We start from the raw sequence: 19,356 nt of genomic DNA, 5'->3' as shown, positions 1-19,356 counted from the left end.
GGGCACAAAATCCCCTATAATAGTGCAACTTTCATCTTACAAAAACAAAGTCAATATGTCAATCCCAAACATTTGTTCACTTTCTTTGTAAAACTTCTATCGCTTTATTTGTCTCTTCCGTATCTATTCACCCGAAAATTCAGTATCTATATTTACATGTATATTGTACTCCGGGAATTTTTCTTTCAATATTCTATTCACATTTTCTATAACAGTTTCCGAAGTTATATCAAAGTCCCTTGTGATATCGCAGTAAATGGTCTTATCCTTTTCATCAATCACTATTCCGTGATAATTAATAATATGCCTTTCATTCTCCTTATAGTTTTTCAACAAGGACTTTATTTTTATATATCTCTCATCATCTACATCCACAGAATAAAATCCGAATACCAAAAACACATTATATTTATTATAAATCTTTGTCTGTGCCTCATGTAATATGGGATACATTTCTCCGATGCTTCTGTCATCCTCTATCTCCACATTTATAGAACCTGTGTAAAAGTCGGGACCGTAGTCATTTAGTATTAGATCAAAGCAGTTTATAACTCCCTCGGTATTTCTTACTATATCCTTTATTCCTCTTACCATTTCTCCATCGACTCTCTCACCCAGGAGCTTTTTTATCGTATCTGATAATACTTCATAGGCGGTCTTTAGTATAAATACGGAAATAATCACACCTGCAATACCGTCAACAGAAATTTTTGCAAACATATATAATATGCTAGAAATCAATGTTACCACAGATACCACCGCATCATTTTTGGCATCCGCACCTGATGCTATAAGCGCTGTTGAATTAAGCTTTTTGCCGCTGTTTTCTGTGAATGTACCAAGCAGGATTTTAGCCGCAATTGTTGCTATTATTATTATTACCGTTGTAATATCGGTATTTATATCTTCTTTGTTAAATACAGCCTTTACAGAACTTATAAGAGACTGAAATCCCGTAAGAAATACTATGCCACCGATCAAAAGACTTGTAAGATACTCCGTTCTTCCATGTCCGAAAGGATGTTGTTTATCCGGAGCTTTTGCGGCAAGCTTCGTTCCCACTATAGTTATCAGTGATGATGATGAATCCGTTATATTATTCAAGGCATCACTTATAAGGGCAATAGATCCTGAAAGCAGTCCAAGCACCGCCTTTAATACTCCCAGTAAGAGATTTGCCACAATTCCTATAATGGAAACCCCTATTATCTTTTTCCTTCTTTCATTTGCATCCATTTTAAAATTGGATGAATTTATATTTTCGCCCATTTTTATAATACCTCATTTCTGATTTCATATTTGAGAGCCCACAGTATAGACAATTCGCCACCACAGTCATGAAAAGCATTATACATCAAAAAAAGATTGTGCGCAATTTTAAAATTGCATACAATCTCTTTTCTTAATATGTTTTAGACTATCCTATGTTCCGTCTAAACATAATCCACAACATCAATATATTTCATCAAGAATTCTTTTTCAGACTCCACATTCTTTGACAATCTCTGTGCTGCAACTATTGACAGCCATCTTTGTACATACTGTCTTGCAGTATCTGACTTTTGGCAGTAGATATCCATATACATATCAGCCAGTTCTTTGTCTTCAAGTGCAAAGAGAAGATAGGTATTTGCAGCATCTCCGGCAGCATTTCCCTGAGTAACATGAGACCAGTCTATTATGGATATCTCTCCATCCTCTCCTATAAGCACATTGCTGGGATTAAAATCTCCATGGCAGATTTTTGTATGCTTTTTCATTCCGTCAAGTCTGGTGAGAAGCTCGTATCTGATAGTTGCATTAAGCTCCTTTAACTCATTTATCTGTCTACCAAACTTCAGATTCATTCTGTTAAGAAGAGGTGATGATTTGGAATGTATATCAAGCTGTATATCAACAAACATATCCATATACTTTCTTATATTTTCCTTGTCGGACTCCATAATCTCTTTTAAAGTTTTGCCGTTTTTCTTTAACATTATGATAGCCCATCCGCCATCCATCTCTTCCACGGCAAGCACCTTTGGAACATTCAGACCTGTTTCCTCTATCCTTGCCTGATTAAGTGCCTCATTAAATACATCAGACTTTGGATGTTCCTTACTAAATGCCTTTATTATGCAATCATTGCTTTCATATACCTTCTTATGTTTTCTCTCTAAAATAAGCTTTTTATTTGTCAAATCCATAATTTATTAGATGTATGATACATCCGTCTCCTTTCTAAATTAAAATCCCCTGTACTTCAAAAGCAGTATATTATCTGCCGTAATAAGCATCCAAATACAGCTCTTTAATCTCACTTATCAGCGGATATCTCGGATTTGCCGGAGTACATTGGTCATTAAATGCCTGCTCGCTCATCTCATCCAATGTATCCAGGAAATACTTCTCTTCCACTCCATAGAGAGCTATAGTCTCTTTTACTCCGATCAATCTCTTTAAATCTTCTATTTTATTTATAAAGTTTTCAAATATCTCATCATCATTTTTTCCTGTTACACCACAGTATCTTGCCGCCTCGATATATCTTGCCTTTGCTTTCGGATAGTCATACTGTGGGAATGTTCCCATCTTTGTAGGTACATCTACAGCATTATATCTCATTACTCTTGTAAGTATAATCGCATTTGCAAGACCATGTGCTATATGATGGAATGCACCAAGCTTATGTGCCATTGAGTGGTTTATACCAAGGAAGGCATTTGCAAAAGCCATACCTGCAAGGCATGAAGCATCCGCCATCTTCTCTCTTGCAATAGGATCCGCACTTCCGTTCTCATATGCTGAAGGAAGATAATCAAACACAAGCTTCATTGCTCTTAGAGCAAGTCCGTCTGTATAATCTGTAGCCATTATTGATACATAGGCTTCAAGTGCATGTGTAAGTACATCAATTCCTGAAGCTGCTGTAAGTCCCTTTGGCTGATCCATCATATTGTCTACATCCACTATTGCCATATTCGGCAGGATCTCATAGTCTGCTATAGGCCATTTTATTCCTGTATCCGCATCTGTAATAATTGCAAAAGGTGTGACCTCACTACCTGTACCTGATGATGTAGGTACCGCTACAAAGTATGCCTTTTGTCCCATCTTAGGGAAGGTATATACTCTCTTTCTGATGTCCATAAAGTCCATCGCCATATCTTCAAAGTTTACCTCAGGATGCTCATACATTACCCACATTATCTTTGCGGCATCCATAGCTGAACCGCCGCCCAAAGCAATGATAACATCAGGCTCAAATGATGTCATTGCCTTTACACCCTCTCTTGCACATTGGAGTGTAGGATCCGGTGTTACATCATAGAAGCAGGCATGTCTTATTCCCATCTCATCAAGCTTATTTGTGATAACCTCTGTATAGCCGTTCTTGTAAAGGAATGTATCTGTTACAATAAATGCCCTCTTCTTATGCATTATATTTCCAAGCTCATCAAGTGCTACCGGCAGACAGCCTCTCTTAAAGTAAACCTTTTCAGGAGTTCTAAGCCACAACATGTTCTCTCTCCTTTGTGCTACAGTTTTTATATTTATCAAATGCTTTACGCCTACATTCTCAGAAACCGAGTTACCGCCCCATGAACCGCAGCCAAGGGTAAGTGAAGGTGCAAGCTTAAAGTTATATAAATCACCGATACCTCCATGAGCTGCCGGAGTATTTACAAGGATTCTACATGTCTTCATTGCTTTTTCATGTATAGCAAGCTTTTCTTTTTGATTGACATCTATATAGATAGCCGATGTATGTCCGTAACCTCCATCCGCTACAAGTCTTTCCGCCTTGGCTATTGCCTCATCAAAGGTCTTTGCCTTATACATTGCAAGTACCGGAGAGAGCTTCTCATGGGCGAATTCCTCACTTATATCAACCGATTCCACCTCACCGATAAGTATTTTGGTACTTTCAGGTACTTTAACACCTGCCATCTCGGCAATCTTAAATGCTGACTGACCTACTATCTTTGCATTTAAAGAACCGCCCACGATAATGGTCTTTCTTACCTTATCTATCTCATCTTTCTTTAGGAAATAACATCCTCTGTATGCAAATTCTTTTTTTACTTCATTATATATGCTGTCCATTACGGTAACCGACTGCTCGGAAGCACATATCATACCGTTATCAAAAGTCTTTGAGTGGATTATTGAATTTACAGCCATCTTGATATCAGCGGTATCATCAATAATTACCGGAGTATTACCGGCACCTACACCTATTGCAGGCTTTCCTGATGAATAAGCCGATTTAACCATTCCCGGTCCGCCTGTCGCAAGTATTATATCAGCCTCATGCATTACCTCATTTGTAAGTTCAAGTGAAGGTACATCTATCCATCCTATTATTCCCTTTGGAGCACCTGCTTCCACTGCCTTTTCCAAAAGCATTTTTGCAGTATAGTTTGTACAATCCTTTGCTCTTGGGTGTGGGCTTATTATAATGGCATTTCTGGTTTTAAGTGCCAGAAGTATTTTAAATATAGCTGTGGATGTCGGATTGGTTGTTGGGATAACCGCAGCTATAACACCTATAGGCTCTGCAATTTTCTTTATTCCGAATATCTTGTCCTCTTCAATCACTCCACAGGTCTTGGTATCCTTATAAGCATTATAAATATACTCAGCCGCATAATGATTTTTGATAACCTTATCCTCTAAAACTCCCATTCCGGTCTCTTCCACCGCCATCTTTGCAAGTGAGAATCTTGCTTTATTGGCTGCCATAGATACCTCATAAAATATTTTATCTACCTGCTCCTGGCTGTAGCTCGCAAATTCTCTCTGCGCCTCTCTCAGCTCTTTCATCTTGATAGTTAAATTGTCGATATTATCCACAATAAAATTCTTATCTGCCATATTTCCTCCGACATCATAAAACAAATATTTTGTTATTTTTTTAACACATTTGTATAATACAATATTGTTATTTTTTTGTCAATACTATATTTAAACTTTGCCTCTCTTCTTATATATACTTTTATATTTCGTATTACTAAGAGATAATAAAAATGTTTAATTCAAAAGAAGCTGTCTGATATTCCTGACAACTTCTTTTTCCATAACTTTATTTTATTGTTATAAAATTTTCGTATACTTTACATTCCATTAATAAAAATTAGCAAAACCTAACTATATGCTAAAAAAATTAGCCTTTTTATTAGGATGAATTCATGCATATTCTACTACCTTATTATATTTTCCTATAGGTACTACCATAGGCTTATTTGAAGTAGGATCAGCTATAACTTTACATTCCAAACCGTATACATCCTTTATCAGCTTTTCAGTTATTACTTTTTCAGGATCACCTTCGGCATAGAGATTGCCTGACTTCAAGGCGAATATATGGTCTGCATAACGTACTGAAAGATTTATATCATGAAGAACCATAACTATCGTTGTCTTTTTACTCCTGTTAAGCTCTCCCAACAAATCAAGTATATCAACCTGATAAGATATATCAAGGAAAGTTGTCGGTTCATCCAGGAAAAGTATATCTGTTTGTTGTGCTAAGGCAAGAGCTATCCAAACTCTTTGTCTTTGTCCACCCGAAAGTTCATCTACCGCCCTATCTCGAAGTTCGATTATACCCATAGTTTCCATCGCTTCATCTATTGCCTTAAAATCATTGGTATCCATACCCTTAAACCACTTACGGTATGGGAAACGTCCGCGACTTATAAGATCATAAACTGTAATACCTTCAGGTACAAGCGGAGACTGCGGCATTAGACCTATTATCTTTGATACTTCTTTGGAATCATACTCTGAAACAGGTTTATTGTCCAAGTAAATATTCCCCGACATTACTTTATTCAGTCTGCAAAATGTTTTAAGAAGAGTTGATTTACCACATCCGTTTGATCCTATAATTACAGATATCTTCCCTTCCGGTATAGTCAGATCAAGCTCTTTTATAATTGCATTTCCATCGTAGCCTGCAACCAAATTTCTGGCTTCCAATATATGTTTTCCCATTAATTAATACCCCTTCTATTCATTCTTATCAGCAAATAAAGCATATATGGTGCTCCTAAAAGTCCTGTAACCACACCCACAGGATAATGCACCGGAAATGCATGAAATGCTACCAGATCAGCTCCTAAAGTAAGTACCGTTCCAACAAGACCGGCGGGTATTAGACTTGACTTTCCCTTTCCTGCAAGACTTGAGGCTATAGGACCTGAAAGAAACGCTACTGACGCTATAGGTCCCGTAACTGAAGTTGCAAAGGAGATAAGAATGACTGCAACCACTATCATAATAGAATAAATAATCCTTGTATTTATTCCCAAAGTTATAGCAAAATCATCTCCAAGCGGTATAATTTCCATATGTCTTGTAAAAGATATCAGAACGAAAGTCAATACTACCACGACTACAATAAGAGCAGGTACATCTTCCATCTGAACTCCATTCAAGCTTCCACTTAACCACTGCATAGTGGAGCCCACATCATATTCTGCCGCTTTTGCCAACAGATAGGAAGTAATCGCCCTTAAAAGTGCTGACACAGCTATACCTACAAGTATCATTCTTCCATATGTAAAATGCCCTTTTATAATTGACAATCTATATATCGCCATTGCCGTAACAATACCGAAAACCATAGCGACTAATGAAACTACACCTCCTCTGATATTCAAAACTAAAATTAAAAATACAGCTGCTGTGCTTGTACCGGCTGATATACCTATTACATCAGGTGAAGCCAAAGGATTATGTAAAAGATTTTGGAAAACATAACCTGCTATACCGAATGCAAAGCCTGAAAACACCGCTCCAATCATTCTCGGTAATCTAACATTATTAACTGCATATGACACACCGTCTATATTTTCTCCCAGTAAAACTCTTATAATATCTTTTACAGGATAGTATACACTTCCAAAACAAAGTTCACAGGCAATAAGTATCAGTGACATTATAAATAAAGCCAGTACAACTACTTTCCATCTGAGAGCCCTCTTCTTAAATCCATAGTTTAAATCTGTCATAGACTTTTTACCCTGCCCTTCCTGATTGCAAATATAAAAACAGGTGCTCCGAATACAGCCGTAATAATTCCAACCTCTGTTTCTCCGGGGGAGCCTATAATTCTTCCAATCACATCAGATAGTAGTAGCAGGATACCTGAACCCAAAAAAGATAGAGGTAATATTTTCCCCATTTCACTTCCATATATAAGCCTTACCAAATGAGGAATTATAAGACCTACGAATCCTATAGGTCCTGCAAGTGCCGTAGTTGCTCCGCATAACAACACAGATGCCAAAGCGCCGACAGACCTTGTAATAACTACATTTGTTCCCAAAGCCGTAGCGGCTTCATCACCTAATGCAAGATTATTCAAATACCCTGAAATAAACATTGATATTATAAAACCCATTATCAAAAACGGGCTGATAAGTGAAATATTATCCCAAGTGGCACTTCCTATACTTCCAACCTGCCAAAATCTGAAGGCTTGAAGTACTCTGTTATCCGGTAACATTATGGTACTTACAAGAGAACCCAAAACAATACTCACAGCCGCTCCTGAAAGTGCCAGTTTTAAAGGTGTAGCCCCATCCTTTCCAATACTTGCAACCGAATACACAAAAAATGCCGTAATTCCTGCCCCGATTATGGCTAGCCAGATATACTGATATGCTGCGGTAATATTAAGAAATGCTATACCTGCAACTACAAAAAGTGATGCTCCGGTATTTACACCAAGAATACTCGGATCTGCTATAGGATTTCTGGTTATACTTTGCATAAGTGCACCTGATATACCAAGAGCCCCGCCTGCCAATATCCCAAATACAGTTCTCGGAACTCTTTGCAGTATAATAGTTGCTTCAATGCTGTCTGAATCCTTACCTAAAAGAACCTCTATGACCTTTGGAAAGGCTATTTGCTTTGCTCCGAACGATATGGAAAAAATTGCAATTATAAGAAGTAAAATCATACATAAGGCTGTTGAAAACACAAAGTTTTTCTTTCTCATTTAGATCATCCCTTTACTTTACCACTGCATTGATAGCATCCAGATAATTTACAAGCTCCGCTTTTATTGACAGCACTGACGGATTGCAAGCTGCCGAAAGGTCTCCGCTATTGTCAAGTACTACTACTCTGCCTTCTTTAACAGCAGGTATTTTTGAAAAAATGGCATCATTTTTTATTGCATCCAGTGTTTTATCATCTCCATAGGTGATAATAATATCAAGATCACTTAATGTTTCAACTGCAAGTTCCGATGAAATCTGCACATAAAATGAATCTTTATCATTTGCCTGTGCCTCCACCTTCTCAGGGAAAGCAAATCCCATATCCACAAGGTAGCCTGCTCTTGGATCTATAGTCCTGTAAACCGAAAATTTACTAAGATCTGCCGCATCTATATAGCATAAAGCCGCACTCTTCCCTGAAAGATTCGGGTACTTTGCCACATTATCCTTGATAAATTTTTCAGTTTCTTCAACCAGCTTTTTTCCCTCATCTTTCATTCCGACAGCCTCTGATGCCTCCAGCAACTGCTCTCTCCATGTTGTTTTCCATGCAATATCCTTAAATGGAATAGTAGGTGCAATCTCTGATAAACGCTCGTACTCTTTTTCATCCATTCCCGAATAGGGCGCAACTATAATATCAGGCGCCGCTCCTGCAATAGCCTCATAGTCATATCCGTCAAGATCATTAAATACATTTGGATTATCCACACCCAATTCTTTAAATTTTGCCTCTGTCCATGGAAGAAGGCCTTTAGCTGTAACCGGGCCCCAATTCATCTTAGATGTGCCTACAGGTACAAGTCCCAGTGCCAAAATAGAATCTGCATTATTCCAATTTAGCGTAACTATTTTCTCCGGCTTTTCTTTTATATTTGTTTCGCCATAGGCATGCTTCATTGTTACAGGAAATCCGGTATTGTCTTTAGCCTCTGAAGATTCTCCTGTCGAAATGCTGTTTGTAACATCTTCACTACTATTTAAACTTTCGGTAATCCCTTTTTTATCACCACAGCCTGTAATAACAGAAAATGCAATTATTGTTGAAAACATCATACTTATAAAATACTTATTTTTCATAAAGTCCCTTTCATTGTTTCTATAAATTATTGGTAATATCGACTGTAATATATCACTTTTTTTATAAAATAATCAATATTACTAATATATAAATTCTCGTTAGTAAAACCTAACTTTTGGTTAATTTTACTTTCATTTATTATTTATTTTATATTATTTACAATTCCCTGCAAATTACTATGATATAATTATAAAATCTGACATCATAAAGTCTTAAAGATGTATATTTGATATCATACATCGAAATATTTACACGCTGAAATTAAATATAATTCACCTGTGTTTTATTACAAGATATAATAATTGTTATAAAAAGGGAGCCGACATCTTGCCGACTCCTTATAATTTTGGAAAATACATATATTATTTTTATCTCTGCACCCTGCCCGAGCCGTCACCGCATGCAAGACCTTCTACATCTTCTCTTGTTACAAGGTTAAAGTCTCCCGGTATTGTATGCTTAAGTGCCGAAGCGGCTACCGCAAACTCAAGTGCAGACTTAAAATCCTTCTTATCGCAAAGACCGCAGATAAGTCCTGCTGCAAATGAATCACCGCCTCCGACTCTGTCCACAATTGGGGTTACATGGTATTTCTTTGAGTGATAAAACTCTCTTGTAGCTCCGTCCATGATGCAGGCTGACCAGTTATTGTTTGAAGCCGAGAAGCTCTCACGAAGCGAACTGATTACATATTTAAATTTAAACTGATCACACATCTGATTGAAGATATCCACATAGCCGTTAAGCTCAAGTTCTCCTGCTGTAACATCTGTGTTACCCGGCTTAAATCCGAGAACCTTCTCGGCATCCTCTTCATTACCGATGCATACATCTACATACTGCATAAGATTTGTCATTATTCTTTTTGCCTTCTCTGATGACCAAAGTTTTTTTCTGAAATTAAGGTCTACGGATACTGTAACTCCTGCATTCTTGGCAGCCTTAAGTGCTACCTCTGTAAGCTCGGCTGCAGAATCTGAAACCGCCGGAGTAATGCCTGTAAAATGGAACCAGTCCGCATCCTTAAAGATTGCATCAAAATCAAACTCATCTGCCTTAGCTGTGGAGATAGAAGAATGTGCTCTGTCATATACCACATTTGAAGCTCTCATTGCCGAACCTGTTTCAAGGAAGTAAATGCCTACTCTCTCACCGCTTCTTGAAATATGCTTTGTTCCTACATTGTACTTGCGAAGCGTTGCAATAGCCGCATCACCTATAGGATTCTTTGGTAATGCACTTACAAATTCCGCATCATGTCCATAGTTTGCAAGTGAAACTGCAACATTTGCCTCACCACCGCCATAGTTGATATCAAACTCATCCGCCTGAATAAACTTCTCATTATTTGGAGTTGATAATCTAAGCATTATCTCTCCCATTGTAACTATCTTTGCCATACTTTCTCCAATACTATTTTCTTGCTGCCGCTACCGCTTCTACAAACTCCCTTGCCTTTTCCGTGACTGCCGCAAAATCTCCTGTTTTTGCTCCCTTTGTGAGTGATGAGCCTGTACCTACCGCACATGCTCCGGCCTTTAACCATTTATCCACATTGTCAACATCTACACCACCGCTTGGCATAAAATCCCCCTGTGGAAGAGGTCCTTTAAATGAGCTGATTGCTCCCGGTCCAACTACATTTCCGGGGAATACTTTTATAATATCACATCCTGATTCGAGTGCTGTGATAGCCTCTGTAGGTGACATTACACCCGGAAGCATAGGTATTCTATATCTGTTGCAAAGCTTAATAGTATCCACATTAAGCCCCGGGCTTACCACATAGTTTGCACCTGCAAGAATAACCGCTCTGGCTGTCTCGGGATCAAGCACCGTGCCTGCACCGATAACCACTTTTTCATTGCTTCTGTACTTTTCCGACATAAACTGTATAAACTCTACAGGATTTCCCTCATCCATGGTCATGGTAATCTCGATAAAGTTTATTCCACCTGCAATGATGGCATCTATTACCTTCTCGCCCTGCTCCTTATTTTTTGCACGAACAACAGCAACCAGACAATCTTCTTTCATTCTTGTAATGACCTGTTCTTTTCTCATTTTAACCTCCAAAATAATAAAAACATATACAATCAGCGATGTAATTTTTAGATTATATTCGTATATGCGAATCACTATTCATATTTGCGATATCTTGATTTTAATTAACTTTTTTACCAATGTCAAGGCATAAAGCCTAAAGATTTTGATATTTCCAAGCCCCTATTTTTTAAGATCTCACCAAGCGCCATATAATCCTCATCCTTCCTATAAAGGCTTGATGCTGATATCGCCCCGATACATTCTTTTTTTTCATCAAATATCGGCACTCCCACACATTCCATATGTTCCTCAAGTTCCCTCTCATCCAGCGCAAAACCTCGCACTCTTACCAATTCGATATTTTTAATTAACTCTTCTCTATCTGTGATGGTAAATCTTGTCGCCTGTTCCAATTCTATACCGGAAAGTATATCCTTTATTCCCTCATCGCTCATAGAGCTGAGGATTGCCTTGCCTAAAGATGTATTATATATCGGATTTTTGGTGCCTATGGTAGCTGTTGTTATTATAGGATTTTCCGGCTCAAACTTTGATATATATACAATTTTGCCGCCCTCAAGCACTCCAAAAAAACAGGTTTTTTGTAATTCCTTTGAAAGTTCCTTTAATGCCGGAGCTATAATCTCTGAAATATTCCTGTTATTCATATAGCTCATACCTATTCTGTAGGCATTTAATCCTATTTTATAGCTTCTTTTTACTCCGGTATTTACCTCAAGCATTCCCAAATGTACCAGTGTGACCAGGATATCATAGCAACTGGTTCGGGGTATTGATAATCTCTCACATATTTCATCCATTTCCATCCCCTCATTTGACTTTGCTATAATTTGCAATATCTGTACACTTCTTTCTGTTGTACGATTTATTTTCATTAAAGCTTACTCCCTGTTTAAAAATCTTATATAATAAATTAAACGGGAGTACAATAAAGCTTGTTTTCTTTAAAGAGTTACCCCCTGTTTAAAAATTGCAAAATCATGGAATCCCGCTATTTCAGACTTCACTTTCTTACCGCTTGCCACCTCAAGCACCAAATCAAAAAGTTCGTTTGCAAGCTCACTCCTTGTCTTATCCTCAACCATTCTTCCTGCATTAAAATCTATCCAATTGCCCTTTGCTTTTGCAAGCCTTGAATTTGTAGATATTTTTAATGTCGGTACAGGTGATGCAAAAGGTGTTCCTCTTCCTGTGGTAAACAGTATTATATGTGCACCGCTCATAGCCAGTGCCGTAGCTGCAACCAAATCGTTTCCGGGTGATGAGAGCAGATTAAGTCCTTTTAGTTTTACTCTATCTCCATAATCAAGCACATCTACCACTTTAGCACTTCCCGACTTCTGTGTACAGCCCAGAGATTTATCCTCAAGTGTAGATATACCGCCTGCCTTATTTCCCGGTGAAGGATTTTCATATATTGTCTGATTATGATTTTTAAAATACATCTTAAAATCATTTATTAAAGCAACCGTCTTTTCAAAAGTCTCTCTATCCTTGCATCTTTCCATCAAAAGAGTCTCAGCACCGAACATCTCCGGCACCTCTGTAAGTATCGTGCTTCCTCCCTTTGAAATAAGAATATCCGAAAACTCACCCACTACCGGATTTGCCGTAATACCTGAAAGCCCGTCAGAGCCACCACATTTCATTCCTATGATAAGCTCACTCGCATCAATCTCTTCCCTGCTCTCATCCGCAATATTTTCTATCAGCTCCTCTATTAAAGAAATCCCTTTTTCTATCTCATCATCCACTTCCTGTGATATTAAAAACTTAACCCTTTTTTCATCCGTATCACCCAGATAATCCTTTAACACGGGGATATTTGAGTTCTCACATCCAAGCCCCAGCACCAGCACTCCTCCGGCGTTTGGATGATTTATCATATCCGCAAGTATCTTTCTGGTGTTTTCCTGGTCATCTCCCATCTGAGAACAGCCGTATGGATGTACAAATGCTATTACATCCTCCACACTTCCTCTAAGAAGTGCCTTTGCCCTTCTTTCAATAGCCTGTGCGACATTATTTACACAGCCTACTGTAGGAATAATCCATATTTCATTTCTGACTCCTACCTTACCGTTTTTTCTCTTAAAGCCAAGGAAGGTTTTATGCTCCGTTTCTTTGATTTCCTTTACTTTCGGCATATATTTATACTCCAGTAAATCTCCAAGAGCTGTCTTTATATTATGAGTATGTATCCAATTCCCTGCCTTTATATCCTCCTTTGCAATGCCGATTCTGTTTCCATATTTAATAATATCCTCACCTGCTTTTATATCTTTTAATGCCACCTTATGTCCGGCAGGAATTTCACTGTTTGTAAATGTCACATCACTTCCAAATACGATTTTTTCTCCCTTTGGCAATATATTTAATGCCACACATACATTGTCCAAATCATTTATTTTTATATAATCCATTTCCTCAAAAGATACCCTGATACATTGTTAAATTTTGCAGTAATAAAAGCTCAACGCAATCTGCAATATCAGTTTAGGTATGGCAAATGTCCCAAGACTTTTATCATTGATATTGTAAATAAAACATCCACTTTTAATTTAACAAAGTTTTGGCATCATCCTCCTTGCCAAATTTTAATAATCAGCTTATAATAAATGTAAGCGTTTACAATCGCATTATACATGGCTGTTTTATAACTTGTCAAGATGGATAAAGATTGTAAATATGCATATTTTTATAAAGGATTTATGGCTGCTTATTTTAAATAATCCTCCAGCGGTAATCTTATCTCAGGTATGTCAAATACCAAGGCTTTTATCACTTGGTAAAAAATGTCATACATTATGATATGGATACAGAGGTCTTGTTGTTAGGAAAATAAGCATATAAAGTTTTAATTACCATAAACCTTCACGGAGAATTATGAATATATATGATATTGCAAACAGAGCAAATGTCTCTATTGCTACAGTATCCAGAGTAATCAATAACAGCCCAAAGGTCAGTGAAAAAACCAGAAAAAGAGTTCATGATATTATGGATGAGCTGGGGTTTACTCCAAATGTATTTGCAAGGGGGCTGGGACTTAATACTATGAAGACCATAGGAATACTATGTTCTGATCCTTCAGATATCTATGTTGCAAGAGCATTATCCTATTTTGAGAAAATGCTTAGAGAAAACGGATATGACTCTTTATTATGCTGTAGCGGATATGACACGGAAAATTTAAAAAAGTATATAAATATACTTTTTTCCAAAAGTGTGGATGCCATTATTATGATCGGTTCAAAGTATATATCATCAAGAGATAATAAAAATCTGATAAAAAACAGTGCCAAATCATTGCCGATATTTTTGATAAACGGATTTTTGAAAGCAGACAATGTATATTGTTCTTATTATGATGATTTTAATGCTACAAAAAAAATTGTAGATATGTTATATAATAATTGCAAAAGGAAATTGCTCTTCCTCTATAATTCCACATCTCAGTCCGCCAAAAGAAAGCTTGACGGATTTTTAAAGGGATGTAAGAATCTGAAAGAGCCCACTGATAAATTTGATACTCTTTTATGCGAGGAAAATAATATTGAAAGTATTATCTCTTTACTGGGAGATTTTTTTGAAAAGAAATTTTTCCCTGAAGGTATAGTCGCTTCTGATGATTTTTTGGCAATGATTGTTTTAAAATTTGCAAAACAAAATAATATTGAAATTCCCGGAGAGCTTTCAGTGATAGGATATGATAATTCAATATTTTCAAAGCTGTCATATCCTGAGCTTACCACTATAGACTCGGGGCTTTTTTCTCTATGTAAGCATAGTGTAAATACTCTTTTAAAAGTATTTGATGGAGATTCGCCTGAAAATATCTGTTTATTAAAGCCTGATATTATTGAAAGGGATACTTTTCGGTCAAAGACTTGATAACTTGTGATTCAAAAAGTGATAAGCTTTACTACAGCATGTAACTACTTGTTTTGTAGCTGTCTATAATTTTAATTTAAAAGTCAACCGCATGTGGCGGTCTGATTTCAGGGTTTATAAACCGGACTTTTATTGTTTGTAATGTACCAAAAACCGGTACATACAAGTTTGCTTTATACAGCCATTTGGCTAAGGAGGTTGAAATGAAGAATTTTATGGATCAGGATTTTTTACTTGATACCGAAACAGCAAAGCATCTTTACCATGATTATGCAAAAAAGATGCCTATAGTTGACTATCACTGTCATATAAATCCGCAAGAGATATATGAAGATAAAAAATTTGAAAATATAACTCAAGTCTGGCTTGGCGGAGACCATTATAAATGGCGTCAGATCAGATCTAACGGTGTGGATGAAAAACTTATAACAGGAGATTCTACCGATAGAGAAAAATTTGATGCCTGGGCGGCTACACTGCCAAAGCTTATAGGAAATCCGCTTTATCATTGGTCACATCTTGAGCTTCAAAGATATTTCGGCTTTAAAGGTCATTTAAGTCCTGACAGTGCTGATGAAGTTTGGAATCTTACCAAGGAGAAACTTGCTACAGATGAATTAAGTGTAAGAAATATTATCAGAAACTCAAATGTTGAAGTTATTTGTACTACAGATGATCCTATAGATTCTCTTGGATGGCATATAAAGCTTAGAGAGATCAAGGACTTGGGCTTTAGGGTTCTCCCTGCCTGGAGACCTGATAAGGCTACAAATATTGAAAAGCCTGATTTTACAGAATATATATCAAAGCTCTCCGAGGTAAGCGGTGTAGCTGTTAAAGACTTTGACACTCTAAAGAAGGCATTATTAAAAAGACTTGAGTTTTTTAATGAAAACGGATGCTCGGTATCAGACCATGGTGTTGACTTTGTATATTATTATCCGGCTGATGATGCTACAGTTAATACTGTTTTAAAGAAAAGACTTGCAGGAGAAGATATAAGCCTTACAGAGCAATATCAGTATAAGACCGCACTCCTACTTGCTCTTGGCAGGGAATACCACAGATTAAACTGGGTAATGCAGCTCCATTTTGGCTGTAAGAGAAATAATAACACTGCAATGTTTAATAAGCTTGGTCCTGATACAGGATTTGATGCTATCAGCGGCTATGCTCCTGCCAATCAGCTTGCCGACTTCCTTGATGCTTTGAATATAAGTAGTGAGCTCCCAAAGACCATACTTTATTCTTTAAATCCGAACGATGATGCCGCAATCGGTACAATTATCGGATGCTTCCAGGATTTTAGTATAGCCGGAAAGGTTCAGCAGGGTTCTGCCTGGTGGTTTAACGACCATTATGAAGGTATGAGAGCACAGATGAAGTCTTTAGCCACTCTTGGATGCCTTGGCAATTTTAACGGTATGCTTACAGACTCACGCTCCTTCCTTTCATATACCAGACATGAGTATTTTAGAAGAATACTTTGTGGACTTATAGGGGAATGGGTTGAAAGCGGACAGTATCCTAATGATGAAAAGGCTTTAAAAGAGCTTATTGAAAATATCTCCTACAATAATGTAATGAGGTATTTCGGTTTTTAACTGTTAAGAATATAAAAAATTTTATTTATTATAGCTTTTCCTTTTAAAATTTGAGTAATAAAAAACAGTAAAAATCTCTGATATATTCCGGACTTTTTGGTATATATCAGAGATTTATTTTTTCATTATACTTTATTGCTCTTATAATGTTTAAACTAACTGCGGTTATTTATGTATTCTTTCCTTAATCTATCACCTATACCGCTGCTTTGAACCTGATGAATAAGTTTTGCATGTGGAAAAGGTATGGCTCTAATCTCTTTATCATACTCTATAATTTCTCCCTTTTCATTAAATAGCGGACGCCCGTCTATTTTTCCTGATCTTACAAATTCCAGCCAATCTTTTTGTATTAAAACAGTTGCTCTTTTGTTTTCATCAGTTATATCTATATTCATTTTGTCTATAGTTCCAAAGAAAAAAGCGAGTTCCGCACCATGGTATGAGCCACGAAGTCCGTTATATAAATTTGGTATATAGTTCATCCTGTATCCGTATACCGACGATTTCTTTCCGATCGTTTCCATAAGAAATAATGCACTCGAATGAAATACAAGAAGTTCCATAATTTGAATCTGCAAATCTACAATGTCCTCCGCTTCCACTTTAAGTTCAGTTTCAAGATTTTTCGCAAACTCTCCATATCTTTTCAACAGATTTTCCTTTAAATCTTTCTTTTTCTTCGTGATTCCAAGAGCTTTATAGTACATCGGTAATTCTATCATAGAAAACTCATCTTTATTTGAGCCTATCAATACAGGCATACAAGGAAACTCGCACTGTTCAAGCAATTTCATTGGATGTTCTGTAAAAAACTTTCCGTCAACAATGTCATTTTGCCCACCTTTCAGCTTTATCATTTCCTTAATTGAAAGTTTTTTCAAATCTTCAAGTCCGCTCAAATGATTTTTTGACAGCAGATTTTTGTACGCTTTTTTTGCATAATCAAGTTCTGACAGCATAGGAACATTACCGGCACACAAAATCAATTTATGAAATAATTTATTACTTACAGGATTCAAGTAATGGTAAAGAGCTGCAACAGCACCGCCACAATGTCCCATAAGTGTGATATTGGTATTATCTCCGCCAAATAAACCTATATTATCATAAATCCAACTTAAGGCTGTTTGCTGGTCAAGATATGCAAGAGAAGCCCTTGTTTCTTCACTGTCAAAAACAGGCATATATCCGAAATTCCCTACCCTATAGGTAATTGTAACTGCCACAACCTCTTTTTCACCGATATGTTCCATTGTGTATATGGGAACGGTTCCTGAACCTTCTCCTCCACCATGTAAAAAAACAATCACCGGTTTCTTTTTGTCAAAATCATCAGTTGCCCATATATTCACTACAAATGCACTTTCACTCTGAATATCTTTTGTCGGTTGAAACTCAGGTCGTAACATATGATGTTTCATAAAAACATTTAAAAATAGAGGGTATTTTCTCTGTGGAAAGCATAATGTTTCTTCTCTGTTAATAACTTTTTCTGATGAGTATTCATCTTGGCCAATAATTTTTGCGTACTCAAATCGTTCCCCTCGTGCATAAGGTACGCTCGGTATAGCATATACCGCTCTACTATCTTCAGTCTTCCCCACTACCCTTGCATATACTTTCCCAATATCTGTCTGCAATATCTCCATTTATATCTCTACAATCCTCTTAGAGACACCCTCTACAATAACAGCCTGTGAATTATTGATAGGGCATATATCCAAGTCGTTAAATTGTTCTAAAATTTTTTCGGTTACCTTTTTAAACGGAGCTGTAAGATAATGCGGTAAAACATAGAAATTTATTAAACTCAGTCCGCCATCATCTGTAAGTGAATAATCACTCGGCTTTTCATCCATCATTTCAATATATTTAATATCCGGGGCACATACTATCGCACCCGCAGATTCTCCGATAAATAACTTTCCCTTATTCAACTCTTCTTTCAGCAGTTTATCCACTCCTTTTTTCCTAAGTTGCTCTAAAAGGAAAAATGAATTTCCTCCTGTAAAGTAAATAATATCAGCATTATTAAATGCCTCTTCTATATTTTCATACTCTTCTTTTGAAATATCCATCTCTGTGAGTACTGCTCCAATTTTTTTAAAAAGCTTTCTTGCAGAGCCTACATACCCCTTATATTCTTCATATATTGAAGCTGTAGGTATAAATAATACCTTCTTCATATTGATTTCTTCTTTTATCAAACTTCCAACGCTTGAAAAATGTGAACATAAGAACAACCTCATAAATTTACCTCCTGTTTTATAAATTTATAGTCAAATAAGATAGATTTTCCCTTAGTCAAAATTTTTAAAAATGACATCTTTCAAATCGGATCACACCTAACTTATCCATGCTCTGTGATACAAAAAAAGCCTGACCACTGTCAGACTTTAAAAATAGCGACGGGGAGATTCGAACTCTCGACACTACGGGTATGAACCGTATGCTCTAGCCAACTGAGCTACATCGCCATATATAATCATGCTTTGCATGAAAAATGGGACCTACAGGGCTCGAACCTGTGACCCTCTGCTTGTAAGGCAGATGCTCTCCCAGCTGAGCTAAGATCCCGTTGCGTTCAACGCTATGTAAGTATATAAAATAATGTCTTTATTGTCAAGTACTATTTAAAATTTTTCCAAAAAATCATACAAAACTTGTTGCAGTTCAAGCACTACATCTCTTGAGACTTTTAATTTTA

The 19,356-nt window shown here is 36.8% G+C and carries 15 protein-coding genes and 2 tRNA genes; 2 read left to right on the top strand and 15 right to left on the bottom strand.

All coding sequences use genetic code 11. The features are described 5' to 3' along the window. Window positions 1-123 precede the first annotated feature (123 nt). From J4O15_RS07125 to J4O15_RS07075, 11 genes are all read right to left on the bottom strand, one after another. Window positions 124-1,269, bottom strand: a complete 1,146-nt coding sequence (locus tag J4O15_RS07125) for a cation diffusion facilitator family transporter (RefSeq protein WP_208100214.1) — start codon at window positions 1,267-1,269, stop codon at window positions 124-126. Window positions 1,270-1,433: 164 nt separating this feature from the next. Beyond that, window positions 1,434-2,189, bottom strand: coding sequence for an aminoglycoside phosphotransferase family protein (locus tag J4O15_RS07120; protein WP_208100213.1), 756 nt, complete (start codon window positions 2,187-2,189; stop codon window positions 1,434-1,436). 70 nt (window positions 2,190-2,259) lie between these two features. Next, window positions 2,260-4,860 (bottom strand): bifunctional acetaldehyde-CoA/alcohol dehydrogenase, encoded by a 2,601-nt coding sequence (gene adhE, locus J4O15_RS07115; RefSeq protein WP_208100212.1) that lies wholly within the window; start codon window positions 4,858-4,860, stop codon window positions 2,260-2,262. A gap of 312 nt (window positions 4,861-5,172) precedes the next feature. Then, a complete protein-coding gene (locus J4O15_RS07110) occupies window positions 5,173-5,982 on the bottom strand; it encodes an ABC transporter ATP-binding protein (protein WP_208100211.1) in 810 nt (269 codons plus the stop codon). Beyond that, window positions 5,982-7,001: a FecCD family ABC transporter permease gene (locus J4O15_RS07105; RefSeq protein ID WP_208100210.1), complete on the bottom strand. Its 1,020-nt coding sequence runs from the start codon at window positions 6,999-7,001 to the stop codon at window positions 5,982-5,984. Before J4O15_RS07105 ends, J4O15_RS07110 begins: the two co-directional genes overlap by 1 nt. Continuing rightward, window positions 6,998-7,996, bottom strand: a complete 999-nt coding sequence (locus tag J4O15_RS07100; RefSeq protein ID WP_208100209.1) for a FecCD family ABC transporter permease — start codon at window positions 7,994-7,996, stop codon at window positions 6,998-7,000. The genes J4O15_RS07105 and J4O15_RS07100 overlap by 4 nt, the downstream gene beginning before the upstream one ends. Before the next feature lie 13 nt (window positions 7,997-8,009). Further along, window positions 8,010-9,080 (bottom strand): iron-siderophore ABC transporter substrate-binding protein, encoded by a 1,071-nt coding sequence (locus J4O15_RS07095; RefSeq protein WP_208100208.1) that lies wholly within the window; start codon window positions 9,078-9,080, stop codon window positions 8,010-8,012. A 369-nt stretch (window positions 9,081-9,449) separates the two neighbouring features. Further along, complete coding sequence (locus tag J4O15_RS07090) at window positions 9,450-10,481, bottom strand: sugar kinase (RefSeq protein ID WP_208100207.1); 1,032 nt, start codon at window positions 10,479-10,481, stop codon at window positions 9,450-9,452. 13 nt (window positions 10,482-10,494) lie between these two features. Continuing rightward, entirely contained in the window at window positions 10,495-11,145 is a 651-nt protein-coding gene (locus J4O15_RS07085) for a bifunctional 2-keto-4-hydroxyglutarate aldolase/2-keto-3-deoxy-6-phosphogluconate aldolase (protein WP_208100206.1), read from the bottom strand. 122 nt (window positions 11,146-11,267) lie between these two features. Beyond that, the gene (locus J4O15_RS07080; RefSeq protein WP_208100205.1) at window positions 11,268-12,023 is read right to left on the bottom strand and encodes an IclR family transcriptional regulator; all 756 of its coding nucleotides are present in this window, start codon (window positions 12,021-12,023) and stop codon (window positions 11,268-11,270) included. A 69-nt stretch (window positions 12,024-12,092) separates the two neighbouring features. Next, window positions 12,093-13,571: a UxaA family hydrolase gene (locus J4O15_RS07075; RefSeq protein ID WP_208100204.1), complete on the bottom strand. Its 1,479-nt coding sequence runs from the start codon at window positions 13,569-13,571 to the stop codon at window positions 12,093-12,095. 463 nt (window positions 13,572-14,034) lie between these two features. Here J4O15_RS07075 and J4O15_RS07070 point away from each other — a divergent pair, with 463 nt between their 5' ends. Continuing rightward, complete coding sequence (locus J4O15_RS07070) at window positions 14,035-15,042, top strand: LacI family DNA-binding transcriptional regulator (protein WP_208100203.1); 1,008 nt, start codon at window positions 14,035-14,037, stop codon at window positions 15,040-15,042. Window positions 15,043-15,245: 203 nt separating this feature from the next. Continuing rightward, window positions 15,246-16,646 (top strand): glucuronate isomerase, encoded by a 1,401-nt coding sequence (gene uxaC / locus J4O15_RS07065; protein ID WP_208100202.1) that lies wholly within the window; start codon window positions 15,246-15,248, stop codon window positions 16,644-16,646. A 155-nt stretch (window positions 16,647-16,801) separates the two neighbouring features. Here uxaC and J4O15_RS07060 read toward each other — a convergent pair whose 3' ends face one another. The 4 genes from J4O15_RS07060 to J4O15_RS07045 form a co-directional block, all read right to left on the bottom strand. Then, window positions 16,802-18,298: a carboxylesterase family protein gene (locus J4O15_RS07060; protein WP_208100201.1), complete on the bottom strand. Its 1,497-nt coding sequence runs from the start codon at window positions 18,296-18,298 to the stop codon at window positions 16,802-16,804. Further along, window positions 18,299-18,898, bottom strand: a complete 600-nt coding sequence (locus J4O15_RS07055; RefSeq protein WP_208100200.1) for a Type 1 glutamine amidotransferase-like domain-containing protein — start codon at window positions 18,896-18,898, stop codon at window positions 18,299-18,301. Window positions 18,899-19,052: 154 nt separating this feature from the next. Then, a tRNA-Met gene (locus J4O15_RS07050) sits at window positions 19,053-19,126 on the bottom strand. 27 nt (window positions 19,127-19,153) lie between these two features. Continuing rightward, window positions 19,154-19,226 (bottom strand) — tRNA-Val (locus tag J4O15_RS07045). Between the last annotated feature and the right edge of the window lie 130 nt (window positions 19,227-19,356).

Origin of the sequence: Lachnoanaerobaculum sp. Marseille-Q4761 (genome assembly GCF_017565785.1) — a bacterium.
Lineage (GTDB): Bacteria > Bacillota > Clostridia > Lachnospirales > Lachnospiraceae > Lachnoanaerobaculum.
The sequence above is the reverse complement of the archived record's forward strand: the minus strand, read 5'-3'. Positions and strand labels throughout refer to the sequence as shown.

What these genes read in the sequence shown, in the direction of transcription:
- J4O15_RS07100 (WP_208100209.1), bottom strand. Translation starts at nt 7,996, where the DNA reads ATGAGAAAGAAAAACTTTGTGTTTTCAACAGCCTTATGTATGATTTTA.
- J4O15_RS07095 (WP_208100208.1), bottom strand. Translation starts at nt 9,080, where the DNA reads ATGAAAAATAAGTATTTTATAAGTATGATGTTTTCAACAATAATTGCA.
- adhE (WP_208100212.1), bottom strand. Translation starts at nt 4,860, where the DNA reads ATGGCAGATAAGAATTTTATTGTGGATAATATCGACAATTTAACTATC.
- J4O15_RS07090 (WP_208100207.1), bottom strand. Translation starts at nt 10,481, where the DNA reads ATGGCAAAGATAGTTACAATGGGAGAGATAATGCTTAGATTATCAACT.
- J4O15_RS07055 (WP_208100200.1), bottom strand. Translation starts at nt 18,898, where the DNA reads ATGAGGTTGTTCTTATGTTCACATTTTTCAAGCGTTGGAAGTTTGATA.
- J4O15_RS07070 (WP_208100203.1), top strand. Translation starts at nt 14,035, where the DNA reads ATGAATATATATGATATTGCAAACAGAGCAAATGTCTCTATTGCTACA.
- J4O15_RS07075 (WP_208100204.1), bottom strand. Translation starts at nt 13,571, where the DNA reads ATGGATTATATAAAAATAAATGATTTGGACAATGTATGTGTGGCATTA.
- J4O15_RS07085 (WP_208100206.1), bottom strand. Translation starts at nt 11,145, where the DNA reads ATGAGAAAAGAACAGGTCATTACAAGAATGAAAGAAGATTGTCTGGTT.
- J4O15_RS07120 (WP_208100213.1), bottom strand. Translation starts at nt 2,189, where the DNA reads ATGGATTTGACAAATAAAAAGCTTATTTTAGAGAGAAAACATAAGAAG.
- J4O15_RS07110 (WP_208100211.1), bottom strand. Translation starts at nt 5,982, where the DNA reads ATGGGAAAACATATATTGGAAGCCAGAAATTTGGTTGCAGGCTACGAT.
- J4O15_RS07125 (WP_208100214.1), bottom strand. Translation starts at nt 1,269, where the DNA reads ATGGGCGAAAATATAAATTCATCCAATTTTAAAATGGATGCAAATGAA.
- J4O15_RS07080 (WP_208100205.1), bottom strand. Translation starts at nt 12,023, where the DNA reads ATGAAAATAAATCGTACAACAGAAAGAAGTGTACAGATATTGCAAATT.
- uxaC (WP_208100202.1), top strand. Translation starts at nt 15,246, where the DNA reads ATGAAGAATTTTATGGATCAGGATTTTTTACTTGATACCGAAACAGCA.
- J4O15_RS07105 (WP_208100210.1), bottom strand. Translation starts at nt 7,001, where the DNA reads ATGACAGATTTAAACTATGGATTTAAGAAGAGGGCTCTCAGATGGAAA.
- J4O15_RS07060 (WP_208100201.1), bottom strand. Translation starts at nt 18,298, where the DNA reads ATGGAGATATTGCAGACAGATATTGGGAAAGTATATGCAAGGGTAGTG.